The 13,223-nt window shown below is 72.6% G+C and carries 13 protein-coding genes; 8 read left to right on the forward strand and 5 right to left on the reverse strand.

All coding sequences use genetic code 11. The features are described 5' to 3' along the window. Window position 1: 1 nt before the first annotated feature. Window positions 2-856: an isocitrate lyase/phosphoenolpyruvate mutase family protein gene (locus HD595_RS14305; RefSeq protein ID WP_253769199.1), complete on the reverse strand. Its 855-nt coding sequence runs from the start codon at window positions 854-856 to the stop codon at window positions 2-4. Between the two features lie 120 nt (window positions 857-976). On the opposite strand from HD595_RS14305, the gene HD595_RS14310 reads away from it, so the two are divergent. Continuing rightward, window positions 977-1,966, forward strand: a complete 990-nt coding sequence (locus HD595_RS14310) for an ArsR/SmtB family transcription factor (RefSeq protein ID WP_253769200.1) — start codon at window positions 977-979, stop codon at window positions 1,964-1,966. Window positions 1,967-1,978: 12 nt separating this feature from the next. Here HD595_RS14310 and HD595_RS14315 read toward each other — a convergent pair whose 3' ends face one another. Next, window positions 1,979-2,524 (reverse strand): hypothetical protein, encoded by a 546-nt coding sequence (locus tag HD595_RS14315; RefSeq protein ID WP_253769203.1) that lies wholly within the window; start codon window positions 2,522-2,524, stop codon window positions 1,979-1,981. Here HD595_RS14315 and HD595_RS14320 point away from each other — a divergent pair. Next, window positions 2,484-3,674 (forward strand): methyltransferase, encoded by a 1,191-nt coding sequence (locus tag HD595_RS14320; RefSeq protein WP_253769205.1) that lies wholly within the window; start codon window positions 2,484-2,486, stop codon window positions 3,672-3,674. The genes HD595_RS14315 and HD595_RS14320 overlap by 41 nt on opposite strands. Window positions 3,675-3,694: 20 nt before the next feature. Here HD595_RS14320 and HD595_RS14325 read toward each other — a convergent pair whose 3' ends face one another. After that, window positions 3,695-4,513 carry an SGNH/GDSL hydrolase family protein gene (locus HD595_RS14325; protein WP_253769208.1) on the reverse strand — a complete coding sequence of 273 codons (819 nt, stop codon included), beginning with the start codon at window positions 4,511-4,513 and terminating at the stop codon, window positions 3,695-3,697. Window positions 4,514-4,701: 188 nt separating this feature from the next. Between HD595_RS14325 and HD595_RS14330 the strand changes: the two genes are divergently transcribed. Beyond that, window positions 4,702-6,093: a cytochrome b gene (locus HD595_RS14330; RefSeq protein ID WP_253769210.1), complete on the forward strand. Its 1,392-nt coding sequence runs from the start codon at window positions 4,702-4,704 to the stop codon at window positions 6,091-6,093. A gap of 2 nt (window positions 6,094-6,095) precedes the next feature. Next, window positions 6,096-7,193 (forward strand): NAD(P)/FAD-dependent oxidoreductase, encoded by a 1,098-nt coding sequence (locus HD595_RS14335; RefSeq protein WP_253769212.1) that lies wholly within the window; start codon window positions 6,096-6,098, stop codon window positions 7,191-7,193. Between the two features lie 64 nt (window positions 7,194-7,257). Here HD595_RS14335 and HD595_RS14340 read toward each other — a convergent pair whose 3' ends face one another. Beyond that, window positions 7,258-7,671 (reverse strand): organic hydroperoxide resistance protein, encoded by a 414-nt coding sequence (locus tag HD595_RS14340; protein WP_253769214.1) that lies wholly within the window; start codon window positions 7,669-7,671, stop codon window positions 7,258-7,260. Between the two features lie 147 nt (window positions 7,672-7,818). Here HD595_RS14340 and HD595_RS14345 point away from each other — a divergent pair, with 147 nt between their 5' ends. Then, window positions 7,819-8,436: a TetR/AcrR family transcriptional regulator gene (locus HD595_RS14345; protein ID WP_253769216.1), complete on the forward strand. Its 618-nt coding sequence runs from the start codon at window positions 7,819-7,821 to the stop codon at window positions 8,434-8,436. A gap of 83 nt (window positions 8,437-8,519) precedes the next feature. On the opposite strand, the gene HD595_RS14350 is transcribed toward HD595_RS14345, so the two are convergent. Beyond that, complete coding sequence (locus HD595_RS14350) at window positions 8,520-11,330, reverse strand: ATP-binding protein (RefSeq protein WP_253769219.1); 2,811 nt, start codon at window positions 11,328-11,330, stop codon at window positions 8,520-8,522. A gap of 168 nt (window positions 11,331-11,498) precedes the next feature. Here HD595_RS14350 and HD595_RS14355 point away from each other — a divergent pair, with 168 nt between their 5' ends. From HD595_RS14355 to HD595_RS14365, 3 genes are all read left to right on the forward strand, one after another. Further along, window positions 11,499-11,855, forward strand: coding sequence for a VOC family protein (locus tag HD595_RS14355; RefSeq protein ID WP_253769221.1), 357 nt, complete (start codon window positions 11,499-11,501; stop codon window positions 11,853-11,855). A gap of 71 nt (window positions 11,856-11,926) precedes the next feature. After that, a complete protein-coding gene (locus HD595_RS14360) occupies window positions 11,927-12,538 on the forward strand; it encodes a VOC family protein (RefSeq protein WP_253769223.1) in 612 nt (203 codons plus the stop codon). A gap of 37 nt (window positions 12,539-12,575) precedes the next feature. Beyond that, window positions 12,576-13,049, forward strand: coding sequence for an iron chaperone (locus HD595_RS14365; RefSeq protein WP_253769226.1), 474 nt, complete (start codon window positions 12,576-12,578; stop codon window positions 13,047-13,049). Window positions 13,050-13,223 lie beyond the last annotated feature (174 nt).

A 13,223-nucleotide genomic window follows, 5' to 3' on the forward strand; every position in this document is an offset into this window, starting at 1 on the left:
ATCAGCGGCGGAACAGGGCGTCCAGCTCGCCGAAGCCCAGGGAGCCGTCCAGCGCTGTGAGGCCCCCCGTGCCGAGCAGCTCGGCGGCGGCTCTCCGGGCCGCGGTGTAGGCGGCCTGGGCCAGCGCGGTGCCCAGGCTGACCCGGCGTACCCCGGCCTGCGCGAGCTCGGCGACGGTCGGCCCGCCGGCGACGGCCATCGCGTTGACCGGCAGCGGCGAGGCCGCGCAGAGGGCGTTCAGCGCGTCCAGGTCGAGCAGGCCGGGAACGAAGATCCCGTCGGCTCCGGCCTCGGCGTACGCCGCCGCGCGCTCCAGCACCTCACCCAGCCGGCCGTCCGGTGCGCCGATCCCGAACAGGTAGACGTCGGTGCGGGCGTTGACGAACAGCTCCGGCAGGCCCGCCTCGGTCGCGGCGTCCCTGGCGGCGCGCAGCCTGGCGGCCTGCTCGGCGACGTCGAACAGGGGGCCGCCGACGGCCGTGGAGTCCTCCAGGTTGACGCCCACCGCGCCGGCCCCGACCACCGCCCGCACGGTCGCGGCGACGTCCGCCGGAGCCGGCCCGTACCCGCCCTCCACGTCGACCGTCACCGGCACGTCCACGCAGTCCACGACGCGCCGCGCGGCCTCGACCATCTCGTCCCGGCCGAGCCGCTGCCCGTCCCCGCTGCCCAGCGACCACGCGACGCCGCCGCTGGTGGTGGCGATCGCCGTGGCGCCGGCGGCGGCGATGACGGCCGCGCTGGCGGCGTCCCAGGCGTTGGGCAGCACGAGCACGGGCTCGGCGCTCAGCGAGCGGAACAGCCGGGCCTTCCGCTGGGTCGCGGCGTCGGCGGAGGTGAAGCTGTCTACAGACATGCGCGTGACTGCCTTTCGGTTCTGCGTGGTCGGCACCTGCTCCCGGGATGCTGCTGGACGGAGGGGCAGGGGTCCACTCATTAAGCTGTGACCGAATCCTGGGACCACAGCGGAGGCGGCATGAGGACACGGCTGGCCTTTTCGGTGCACGATCTGGCCGAGACCCGGTTCGCCGTCTCGCCCATGTGGGAGGTCGTCACCAGCGTCAGAGCACTGGCCGCCGCCGTGGTGCCGCGCCCCCACCGCGCCTGGGCGGACCAGGTGCGCCCCCGGCTCGCGGCCGCGGGCCTCGATCGCGGCTGGCTGGCCGACATGATCCCGCCCGCCGGCCACCTCCCCGACTTCCTCAACCCGGCGCCGGCGACCCGCTCCCCCGGCCTCGCCGACGAGCTGGCCGCCATCGCGGCCACCGACCCCGAGCAGGTACGCCTGGACCTCGACCACCTGGCCGCCGAGCGCGACGGCGTCCTGTCGCCCCGGCTGCGCGGCCTTCACCGGAGCCCGCGCACCTGCCTGCCGCGGATCGTCGCGGAGATCGAGACCTACTGGGCGCTGGCGATGGCGCCCTACTGGGCCAGGATCCGCGCGGTCCTGGAGGCGGACCTGTTCCACCGCGGCCGCCAGGTCGCCGAGCAGGGCACGGCCCAGGCGCTGGACGAGCTGCACCACACGGTGCGCTGGGCCGGCGGCAGCCTCCACCTGGCGGAGCGGCACTGCGCCATCACCCGGATCGACACCGGCGCGGGGCTGCTCCTGGTGCCGTCGGTCTTCGCCTGGCCCCGGGTGCTGACCCGGTCCGTCCCGTCCGAACCGCCGCAGCTCGCCTACCCGGCGCGCGGGATCGGCACGTTGTGGGCGCGCCGGACCCATGCCCACCTGGACGCCCTGGCCGCCGTGATCGGCCGGTCCCGGGCGTTGATCCTGGCCGAACTCGACACACCCGCCTCGACCACCGAACTCGCCCGGCGCTCGGGCCTTTCGGCGGCGGGCGTGTCCCAGCACCTCACCGCCCTGCGGGCCGCCGGCCTGACCAGCACCCACCGGGCGGGCCGTTCGGTGCTGTACGCGCGTACCGGCCTGGCCGACGCCATGCTCACGGCACAGCCGTGAACGATGGCGATGTCAGCGGTCGAACCAGCGGGCCGCCGAAGGCGTGACCAGGGCGACGATGACCGCGAGCGGCAGGACGGTGCCCAGGCTGATCAGGGTCCTCCAACCGAACTCGCCGTCGAGCACCGGTCCGGCCACGGCGCCGCCGACCATGACCGCCTCGACGGCGACGGCGCACCAGCGCACCCACTTCCGGCGTGACGACCAGCGGAATGCCAGCCATCCCAGGGCGACCACGACGAGGAGGAGCAGGAGCAGCACCACGAGAAGCATCGGGGCACCGGAGCCGGCCACCGCCGCCGCCATCAAGGCTAAGCCGAGAAGACCGAAGCCCGACTGCAGGATCATGGCGCCTCTGGCGGTTCGCACCGCGCCCGGCATCGGCTCGGTGGGAATGACGTCCGTCACACGATCATCGTGCCTCACGGCGAAGGCCTTGTGGAGCTCGGCGGCGGAAAAGGCGCCGGCGATCCCGCGAATGGCACTGCGGGCGCGTGACTCGCTAGCCTGAGCCGCGATGAACCATTTGAGCACGTCGAGCGGCGAGTTCGCGCTCACCCGATTCCCCGAGGACCCTCGCGACCCGCTGCGCGCGTGGGACGCCGCCGACGAGTACCTGCTGCGGCATCTCGACGGGATCGACGGCGAACCGGCCGACCTGTCGGGCACCGTGGTCGTGCTCGGCGACCGCTGGGGCGCGCTGGTCACCGCGCTCGCCGGCCATCGCCCCGTGCAGATCACCGACTCCTACCTCACCCAGCAGGCGACCCGGGCCAACCTGAGCCGCAACGGGGTCGCCGAGGACACGGTACGGCTGCGCACGACCATGGACCCGCCACCGCCCCGGATCGACGTGCTGCTGATCCGGGTGCCCAAAGGGCTGTCGCTCCTGGAGGACCAGTTGCACCGCCTCGCGCCGCACGTGCACGCGGGCACTCTGGTCGTCGGCGCCGGGATGGTCACCGAGATCCACACCTCGACGCTCCAGTTGTTCGAACGCATCCTCGGGCCGACCACGACGTCGCTGGCGGCGAAGAAGGCGCGGCTCATCTTCTGCTCCCCCGACACCGGGCTGTCCCGCGGCGCGAACCCGTGGCCGCGCAGCTACGCGCTGCCCGGCGGCATCGGGGCGGTCTCCGGGCTCACCGTCACCAACCACGCGGGCACCTTCTGCGCCGACCGCCTCGACATCGGCACCCGGTTCTTCCTGCAGAACCTGCCGCCGCTGCGGGGCCGCGGTCATGTCGTGGACCTGGGCTGCGGCAACGGGGTGATCGGGCTGGCCGCGGCGCTGAGCGACGACGACGCCGAGGTGACGTTCATCGACGAGTCCTACCAGGCGCTGGCCTCGGCGGAGGCGACGTTCGAGGCGAATGTGGGCGCGGGCACGGGCTCCGGCGCAGGCACGGACTCCGGCGCGGCCGGCAGGGCGACGTTCCTGGCGGCCGACGGCATGTCCGGCGTGCCGGCGGGCACGGTCGACCTGATCCTGACCAACCCGCCGTTCCACACGCACCGCGCCAGGACCGACGCGACGGCCTGGCGCATGTTCAACGGGTCGCGTGCGGCGCTGCGCCGCGGCGGCGAGCTCTGGGTGGTCGCCAACCGGCACCTCGGCTACCACGTGAAGCTGCGCCGGCTGTTCGGCAACTGCGAGGTCGCCGCGAGCGACCGCAAGTTCGTCGTCCTGCGGGCCGTCAAGCGCTGACCGGCGCGACGTGAGTGGTGTCACTCCGTCAGGGTGCGCAGGAACGCGCCCGCCACGGCGCGCTGGCCGGCGAGCGTCAGGTGCAGGCCGTCGTCGAGGTGCGGCGAGTCGTCCGCCCGGGCGCCGCTGGCGGCGCGGGTGTCGACCGTGGGCTCGGGCTGGGCGTTCAGGTGCTCGGCGATGTGGTCGAGATCGCTGTTGAACCACCTGAGCCGGGCCCGCTGGAAGTGCGGGTACGCGGCGGTCCGGCCCTCGTCCACGGCGGACGGCGTGAGCCACACCCACCGGGCCTCGGTGCGCCGGACGGCGAGGTCCCGCAGCGCGAGGAGGTTGCGCAGGCTCTCGGACGGGCTGACGAGCGTGGGCCCGTGGTCGGACCCGAGTCGCTGGACGTCGTTGCCGCCGAGCATGCACAGCACCCAGTCCGGGCGGTGGTACGACAGGGCGGGCAACTGGGCGAGCGCCTGGGTGGTGGTGCACCCCGTGACGGCCAGGTTGGTCAGCCTGACGGCGTCCGCGGGCCGGCGCGACGCGAGCAGCTGACGCAGGATCTCGAACCAGGACAGGCGGTCGGCGGTGGTGCTCTCACCGATCGCCACCACGTGCTGGCCCGGCCGGAACGGCAGCCGGTCCACCTGCCCGGCGATCACCGGGTCGGCGAGCATGTCCGACGCCACCTGCCGCACCGCCGCCTCGCAGCCCTCCACCAGGTCGTGGTACGCGGCGGTGTCGAGGCCGAACAGGGCGGCGATGCGGGTGTCGTCGAGCCCTCCGAGGTAGGTCAGGGCCTTCTCGGGCTGCTGGAAGCGGACCAGCCGTTCGGCCACAGCTGCGTTCATGGGTTTCCCTCCGGTGGTTATTCATTCACATGAGTGAACCGTTCTCTGCTATGAATATATACGGCGGCGCGGCGGAGCGACTCGTCCGATGGACAGCCGTGACGTGAATCACCGTCGCCAATGCCCCGTCGGTGTCACAAACTCCGGCCCGCGCTTGTCTTGTGAGTAGGCAACGTAAGGGGGCCCACATGCGTTCGTTGACGGCCAACCGCCGCTCGTTCCAGTTCTCCCACTGGTCTTTCATGTTCGCCGAGTTCGCCGTCTGGTCGTTCGTCGTGCTGGCGGTGACCGGGGCGGTGCTGATGGTGTTCTACGAGCCCGGCATGTCCCAGGTGACCTATGACGGCTCGTACGGCCCACTGCGCGGACTGTTCGTCAGCAAGGCGTTCGACTCGACCATGCACCTCAGCCTGGAGGTGCGCGGCGGCCTGCTCATCCGCCAGGTCCACCACTGGGCGGCGCTCGTGTTCGTGGCGGCCGTCGTGCTGCAACTGCTCCGTATGTTCCTCACCGGCGCGTTCCGCCGCCCGCGCACCGGACAGTGGCTGATCTGGGTGACGCTGCTGGCGCTCGGCATGGCCGCCGGCGAGACCGGCAACGCCCTGCCCGACGACATGCTGTCGGGCGGCAGCCTGTGGCTGATCGTGTCGGTGGTGCAGTCCATCCCCGTGGTGGGAAGCTGGGCGCTGTCGCTGCTGTTCGGCTCGGGCTTCCCCGGCGACAGGGTCATCCCGGTCATGTACGGCGGGCACCTGCTGATCCCGGTCGTCATGGCGGCGCTGCTCATCGCCCGTGAGGTGCTGACCCGGCGGCACGGCCACTCGCGGTTCGTCGCCTCGATGCCGACGCGGCGGAGCGCACGCCCGATGATGGCGCTCGCGACGGTCGGCATGCTGATCATCCTCGGGTTCGGCTTCCAGATCGCCCCGATCTGGCTGTACGGCCCCGCCAGCCCGACGCAGATCTCGGCGGGCTCGGTTCCCGACTGGTACATGGGCTTCCTCGACGGAGCCCTCCGGATCATGCCCCCGTGGGAGCTCACCCTCGGCGACTACACCCTGAGCCTCGCCGTCCTCGTCCCCACCCTGGTGGTGCCCGGCGCCTTCTTCACCGCCCTGGCGGCCTACCCGACGGCCGAACGCCTCCTCCTCGCGCGACGCGGCCGCCGCGACGCGCTGGGCCGCCCCAAGTCCACGAGCCGCGTGGCCCGCGAGGCACCCGCGCGCGACGTGCTCGACCGGCCCCGCGAGACGCCGGTGAAGACGGCCGTCGCGGTCGCCGGCATCACGTTCTACGGCCTGCTGTGGGCGGCCGCGGCCAACGACCAGATCGCCCACCAGTTCCACATGACCGTCAACGCCGTGACGATCTTCTTCAGGTACGTCGTGGTCATCGGCCCCGTCATCGCGTTCGTCGTCACCCGGTGGATCTGCCTGGCGCTCCAGCAGGCGGACCAGGAGGTCGCCGAGCACGGCGTGGAGACGGGGGTCATCGTGCGCTCCCCGGACGGCGGCTTCCACGAACGGCTGGTACCGGCGCGGCAGGAGCCGGCCGCCCTCTCGGGCGCCTCAGGGAGGTGACCGTGACACCGAACAGGCCCCAGGTCGTGATCGTCGGAGCCGGGGACGCCGGATACCAGGCGGCGCGCACCCTGTCGCGCAAGGTGGGCGACGGCGCGGAGATCGTCCTGGTCAACCCGACCGGCGTCGCCCAGCATCGCGAGCTGCTCCCGCAGGTGATGACCGGCGTCCTCAGCCCGGACCGGATCAGCGTGCCGCTGGCCGAGACCCTGCCCGGTGTGCGGGTGGTGCTCGGCACGGTCACCCACATCGACGCCGGCGCCCGGCGCGTGCTCTACGACGGCGGCGTGCTGGCGTACGACCGGCTGATCGTCGCGGTGGGAGGCGTGAGCGAAGTGGCAACGGTCTCCGCGGTCTCGCCCCACAGCGTCGGCTTCCACGACGTCGACCAGGCCCTGCACCTGCGCGACCACATCCACCGGCAGCTCGCCACGGCCGCCGCGAGCACCGATCCCCTCGAACGCGCGGCATGCTGCACGTTCGTCGTGCTCGGCGCGGGATACGCCGGCGTGGCGGCGGCCTCGGCCGGCCAGTCGCTGTCCCACTCGATCGCCTGCCGCGACCCGCGGCTGCGCGACCAGCCGATCCGCTGGATCCTGGCCGATCCCGCCGAGTGGCTGCTGCCCGACGCGCGGCACCGCCTGTCCCGGACCACGGCACGGACGCTGCGGTCACGAGGCGTGGAGGTCCGCACGCAGACCTCGCTCGGCCAGATCACCACCCGGGGGCTGCGGCTCACCGACGGCGAGTTCATCCCCACCCGCACGATCGTCTGGAGCTTCGGCGTCCGCCCGGACCCGCTCGTGACCAACCTCGGCCTGCCGGCCGAGCAGGGCAGGATCCGGGTGGACGAGCACCTCGCCGTGCCGGGCCACCCGGAGATCTACGCCTGCGGCGACGCGTCCGCCGTCCCCGACCTCACCAGGACCGGCAAGCTCACCCCGATGAGCAGCCGGCACGCCGTACGCCAGGGCATGCTGGCGGGCGCCAACGTCGCGGCCTCCCTCGGGTTCGGGTCGCGCCGGCCGTACCAGCACCGGCTCCGCGACTCCATCGCGGACCTGATCCCGACGTCGGAGCGCCCGCTGAGCATGGCATGAGCCGCCTCCAACGAGGCGGCCCTCCTTCTCGCCTCCGGCAGCGGTGCCGTGAGCCTGGCGACGATCACCGGTCGATGACCAGGTCGACCCGCATGTTGCCGCGGGTGGCGTCGGAGTACGGGCACACCTGGTGGGTGGTCTCCACGAGGTCGTGAGCCTCTTCGGGGGCGAGGCCGGCGGGCAGCCCCACACGCAGGACGGCGTCCAACTGGTAGCCGCCCTTGCCGTTGGGCGACAGCCCCACCTCGGCCATGACCGACGCGTCCGTGACGTCGAGGTTTCTCTGCGCCGCCACGAGTTTCAGCGACGTCGCGAAGCAGGCGGCGTAGCCTGCCGCGAAGAGCTGCTCGGGGTTGGTGCCGTCGCCGTCGCCGCCCAGTTCCTTCTGGAGCGCGAGCTGAACGTCCAGCTTGCCGTCGGAGGAGACCGCCCGCCCGTCACGGCCGGCAGAGGTGGCGACTGCGGTGTAGATGCGCACGTGTGTTTCCTTTCTCGTACTGCTCAGTGGACTGCCCATAACGGACCGATCAGTCCGGACCGATCGGTCCATTGTTGGAAGCGGAGCGCTACTGTGTCAACAGGCGACTTTCCGAAGACCCCGAGACCGTGGAAGGAACAGACGACGGTGACGCGTAGACCGGCGCCCGGCACCAGGCAGCGCATCCTCAAGACGGCAGCCCGCCTGTTCGGTGAGCGCGGCGCTCGGGCGGTGGGGATGCAGGAGGTCGTCGAGGAGACGGGGCTCGGCAAGAGCGTGCTCTATCGGGAGTTCAGCAGCAAGGACGACCTGGTCGCCGCGTGGGTGCGCGAACTCGACGCCGAGACGTGGTCGCACATGGACCAGGCGCTGGCCCCCTACGAGGGCGACCCCGCCCGCCAGCTCCTCAAGGTCGTGGAATTCGCGCAGGCAAGCGTCCAGGCCCCCGGCTTCTACGGCTGCACCTTCTACAACACCTCGGCGGAGTTCCGCGACCCCGCGCACCCCGGCCGCCAGGAGGCCGTCGCCCATCTCGACCAGCTGCGCCGCCGCCTGCGCGACCTGGCTCTGGCCGCGCGCGCCACCGACGCGGACGCCCTGGCCGACATGCTGATGCTCATCATCTCCGGCCTCTACGCCAACGCCGCCACCCTGGGCTCGTCCGGCCCCGCCGGCCGCGCCACGGCCGCCGCCCGCATCCTGATCGACCAGCACATCGCCCCTGCGCATCAGGTCGGCCGGGAACGCGAACGGGACTCCTGCTGAGGATCCTCTTCCCGGCCCGTGGCGGCGTCGCCCTCAGCACCAACGGGTGCCGGCTCGTTCCTCGACCCCGTACCGCTCCGAGGTCATCGCGGGTGCCGGAACGGGGCTATCGGGGCGATTGGGGCGAAGCCGAGATCGGCCAGCGCGGCCGCGCCGCGCTCGGCATGGTCGCCGCCGGCGAGCACCATGGTCCGTGCGGACTGGTAGCGGCAGCCGGCGGCGTCGAACGCGTCTGTCGTGGCGAGCAGCCCCTCCTGGTCGCCGACGAGGAGGGCTCCGGCTCGCTCCACCAGGGCTGTGGCGACCGGGTTGCCGGCGACGATCGTTCGGGCCTCGGCCAGACGGTCGCGGGCGTCGGGGCTCCCGGCGAGCACGGCGGCCTCGGTGCGCAGCGCGACATACCAGTGGTGCCAGATCCAGGCGACCCACTTCCACACCTGCCCGGGCTCGGGGGTCATCCGCTCCAGCGCCTCCGAAGCCTGTCCGCGGTGCAGCAGGAGCATCGCGTCGAAGACCGCCCCGTAGCCGTAGGTATGCCCTGTCGGGGTGCCGAGCTGATCCAGGACCTCCTGCCATTCGCGCCGGGCGTCATGCTCGTCGCGGAGGCCGTGGACCATCGCCACAGCGGCCACGGCCGGGCGGAGGAGCGACCGGGCGGGACGGCCCGCCCGCCGCCACGCGTCGAGGAACCGGACGCTGCCGGTGAGCACCTCGTCGACGTTCCCCGCCAGCGCGTCGACCATCAGCAGCCGGCACGTGGCGCGGTGACCGACCTCCGCCAGCGACGGATGGTCGGCCAGCCGGCGTGCCCATCGGCGGGCACCTGGCACGTCCCCCGCGCCGAGACATGCCTCGGTGACCATGCCCAGCGCGTCGATCAGCTCATGGGTGCCGGCCGGCGAGATCGGCGGCGACGACGACAGGAGCGTGATCCGGCGCCGGGCCGTGGCCGCGGCGGCGAACGTGTCGCCGGCCCAGCTCTGGGCGCCGGTGAGCGCGTCGAGCGCGGCCGACTCGGCGAGCGGGTCACCGGTCCGGCGGGCGAGCTCGACCGCGTGCCCGGCGCGCGCGATCGTCTCCGGTACGGCGTTGCCGGGCGGGCCCTGGGCCGCGCCGAACGCGTCGGTGAGCACCGCGGCCTCGGCCAGCGCCACCGCGGCCTGCGCGGCCGGATCGTCGCCGGCCAGCTCCCGCGCCTCGGTGATCAGCGCGAGCACCTCCTCCCGGGGCGGGAGCCGCACGAACGTGGTCGAGAACCGGAACGCGATGACGGCGGCGGTCGCCAGGTCGGCGGCGGCGCCGGCGCCGTCACCTGAGCCGCGGGCGGCCTCCGCGGCCGCGCGGCGGAGGCGGTACATGTCATCACCGATGGTCCGGCAGCCGGCCACGGCCGCGGCCTGCCGGAGCTTCGACGCGCCGTCGGCGGGATCGGTCGTGAGCGCGGCCGCCTGCTCGTAGCGCCGCTGGGACTCGCCGGTCAGGTTACGGGTGAAGGTCAGCTCCGCCAGGCGCCGGGCGAGATCGCAGGCGTCCGTGCGCTGCTCCGGACGGTCGGCCGCCCACGCCAGGGCCGCGCGGAGGTCGTCGGCCACCAGGTCGAACCGGGCCCGCCAGTCCGCTCGTACCACCGCCAGGCCGGCGGCCTCGGCCAGGCACCAGCGAAGGTGCCGGGACCGAGCGTCGACCAGCTCGCCGGCCTCGGCGAGCCGCTCCATGCCGTACTGGCGGATGGTCTCCAACGCCCGGTACTCCGTCCCGCCCGGCGACGCGGTCACCACCAGCAGGCTCTGTGCGGCGAGCCTGGCCAGCCCGTCGGCGACGAGGCCCTCCTCGGACCCGGCCACCTCCGCCGCCGCGGCTGCGGTGAACGGCGCCGCGAACACCGACACCCGGCGCAGCAGCGCCCGATCGGCCGGCTCCAGCAGGGCGTGGCTCCAGTCCAGCGCCGCCCGCACCGACCGGTGCCGCTGATCGGCACGAGAGCCGCCGGTCAGCATCCGCAGCGGATGGGAAAGGGCGGCGGTGATGCCGTCCAGCCCGAGCATGGGATACCGGGCGGCGGCCAGCTCGATCGCCAGTGCCATTCCATCCAGCCGCTCACAGATCGCGGCGATCTGGTCGCGCGGTGGAGGGTCGAGTGGCCGGCCGACCGCCGCCGCCCGCTCCATGAACAACGCGACCGCGTCCGACTCACCGGCGACGGGCAGCGACAGCGGCGGAACCTCATACACCCGTTCGAACGGCACCATCAGCCGTGCCCGGCTGGTCACCAGCACCGTCACCCGAGGGCACGTCGCCAGCAGCCGCTCGAGAAACAGCGCCACCCCGTTGACCACTTGCTCGCAGTTGTCCAGCACCAGCAGCGCGTGACGGTCGGCCAGCGCGGCGACCACGGACTCGGTCATGTCGCGTCCGGGCTGCTCGCCGAGGCCGAGCGCCCCGGCGACCGCAGTGGCGATCATGCCGGGGTCGGCGACCGGGACCAGGTCGACGAACCACGCCCCGTCGGAGTACTCGCCGGCTGCTTCCGCGGCCACCGCCAGCGCGAGCCGGGTCTTGCCCACTCCGCCGGGACCGACCGCGGTCACCTGACGGCACGCCTTGATCATCCCCGCCAGCTCGGCCCGCTCGCGCAACCGGCCGACGAACGAGGTCAGCGGGGCCGGCAGAACCGCTGCCGGCTGCGACGGGGCAGCACCGGCCGGCTCGGGCGCACGCCGGGCGAGCGCCCGCCGATCCGGAACCCCCAGCTTGCGCAGCAGCGAGGAGACATGGCTCTCGACGGTACGCACCGAGATGACCAGCCGCGCCGCGATCTCGGCATTGCTCAGATGGGCCCCGACCAGTCGCAGCACCTCGGCTTCCCGCGGCGAGATGTCCGCTCCTGCTACCACCGCCCCAGTTTGCCGTACCCCCCATCCGCGGTGGCCACCGTGGGCGATCCGTGCCGTCGATCCGTGGCGGGATCCGTGGTCACCACGGATGTGGACCAGCCAGGCCGGGAGAAAGCTGTGAACGCCGCGAACAACGGGTCGAGGTGACCCACGACCACAGGAGTGACCATGACCGGCTCTTCCGCCCGGGGAATCAGGACCGTACTGCACCCCGTGTCCGACCTGGCCAAGGCCAAGGCGGTGTATGCGGCGCTGCTCGGCGCCCCGCCGCAGCACGACTCGCCCTACTACGTCGGCTTCGATGCCGAGGGCCAGCACATCGGGCTGGTCCCGGGCGGTGGACCGCAGGGCATGACCTCGCCGGTGGCCTACTGGCACGTGCCGGACATCGAGGAGAAGCTGGCCGAGGTGATCGCCGCGGGGGCCACCATGAACGAGGCCGCGCACGAGGTCGGCGGCGACCGCCTCGTGGCCACCGTCATCGACCCCGACGGCAACGTCCTCGGGCTGATCCAGGACCGGTGAGCAGCGGACCCGTCCCCGCCGCATCCGCCGCCGACGCCACGACGAACCCCCCCTCGCTCAAAGGACCTGCCATGACCTCCTTCGCATCCGTCACCCTGGAAGTTCCCGACCCCACGGCCTCGGACGCCTTCTACCGGGCCTGCGGGCTCGGATCCTTCGTGAAGGTACGCGCCTCGGACGCACCGACGACGGGCTTCCGTGGGTTCGCGCTGTCCATCGTGGTCTCCCAGCCGGGCAACGTCGATGCCCTTCTCGGCGCCGCTCTCGACGCCGGCGCCACGACGCTGAAGCCGGCCACGAAGGGATTCTGGGGCTACGGCGGCGTCGTACGCGCCCCTGACGGGACGATCTGCAAGATCGCGACCTCGAAGAAGAAGGACACCGGCCCTGCCGCCCGGCAGATCGACCAGGTCGCCCTCCTGCTGGGAGTCGCGGACGTCAAGGCGAGCAAGCGGTTCTACGTCGAGCGCGGCCTGGCTGTGGCGAAGAGCTTCGGCGGCAAGTACGTCGAGTTCGACACCCCGTCATCGGCCGTCACGCTGGCGCTCTACCCGCGCCGCGCCCTCGCCAAGGACACCGGCGTCCCCCAGGAGGGCACCGGATCACACCGGATCGTGATCGGCAGCGACGCCGGGCCCTTCACCGACCCCGACGGGTTCGCATGGGAAACGGCATCCGCCTGAGACACGAAGATCAAGATTTTCGAGGAGGAAATTCGCCATGAGCAGCACGGGAAGCAGCACCTACCAGGGATTCACGGCCGAGGAGCGGGCCGCGATGAAGGAGCACGCCCAGGACCAGAAGAAGGCCGCGCGCCGCAGCTCACGCGCGGACAAGGCGGCGCAGGAACAGCGGGACGTCCTCGCCAAGATCGCCGAGATGCAGGAACCGGACCGGACCATGGCCGAGCGCGTCCACGCCGTCATCACCGCCGGCGCCCCGGCCCTCACGCCGAGGCTCTGGTACGGCATGCCCGCCTACGCGCTGGACGGCAAGATCGTCTGCCACTTCCAGCCGGCGGCGAAATTCAAGACACGCCACGCGACGCTCGGGTTCAGCGACCAGGCGAACCTGGACGACGGCACCATGTGGGCTGTCGGTTTCGCCCTGACCGAGGTGACCGCCGAGGTGGAGGCGCGGATCAGCGCGCTGGTGAAGCAGGCGGTGAGCCGAGGACCGCACACCACGATCTGATCAAGTGTCTGCCGAGATGGTCGATGGCGGTACGTCGGCGATCTGGCACTGATCGAGTCACTGTCCCGCCTGACACACGGGGTCCCTGCTCCTGCCCGCGATGGCCTGGTCGCTGACGCGACAGCGGGCAGGAGAGGGCCTTCATGAGCCCCCGGGCGTCGAGATGCGTCGCCG

It is taken from the genome of Nonomuraea roseoviolacea subsp. carminata, assembly GCF_024172185.1.
GTDB classification, from domain to species: domain Bacteria; phylum Actinomycetota; class Actinomycetes; order Streptosporangiales; family Streptosporangiaceae; genus Nonomuraea; species Nonomuraea roseoviolacea.

What these genes read in the sequence shown, in the direction of transcription:
- HD595_RS14305 (WP_253769199.1), bottom strand. Translation starts at nt 856, where the DNA reads ATGTCTGTAGACAGCTTCACCTCCGCCGACGCCGCGACCCAGCGGAAG.
- HD595_RS14310 (WP_253769200.1), top strand. Translation starts at nt 977, where the DNA reads ATGAGGACACGGCTGGCCTTTTCGGTGCACGATCTGGCCGAGACCCGG.
- HD595_RS14320 (WP_253769205.1), top strand. Translation starts at nt 2,484, where the DNA reads ATGAACCATTTGAGCACGTCGAGCGGCGAGTTCGCGCTCACCCGATTC.
- HD595_RS14325 (WP_253769208.1), bottom strand. Translation starts at nt 4,513, where the DNA reads ATGAACGCAGCTGTGGCCGAACGGCTGGTCCGCTTCCAGCAGCCCGAG.
- HD595_RS14330 (WP_253769210.1), top strand. Translation starts at nt 4,702, where the DNA reads ATGCGTTCGTTGACGGCCAACCGCCGCTCGTTCCAGTTCTCCCACTGG.
- HD595_RS14355 (WP_253769221.1), top strand. Translation starts at nt 11,499, where the DNA reads ATGACCGGCTCTTCCGCCCGGGGAATCAGGACCGTACTGCACCCCGTG.
- HD595_RS14360 (WP_253769223.1), top strand. Translation starts at nt 11,927, where the DNA reads ATGACCTCCTTCGCATCCGTCACCCTGGAAGTTCCCGACCCCACGGCC.
- HD595_RS14365 (WP_253769226.1), top strand. Translation starts at nt 12,576, where the DNA reads ATGAGCAGCACGGGAAGCAGCACCTACCAGGGATTCACGGCCGAGGAG.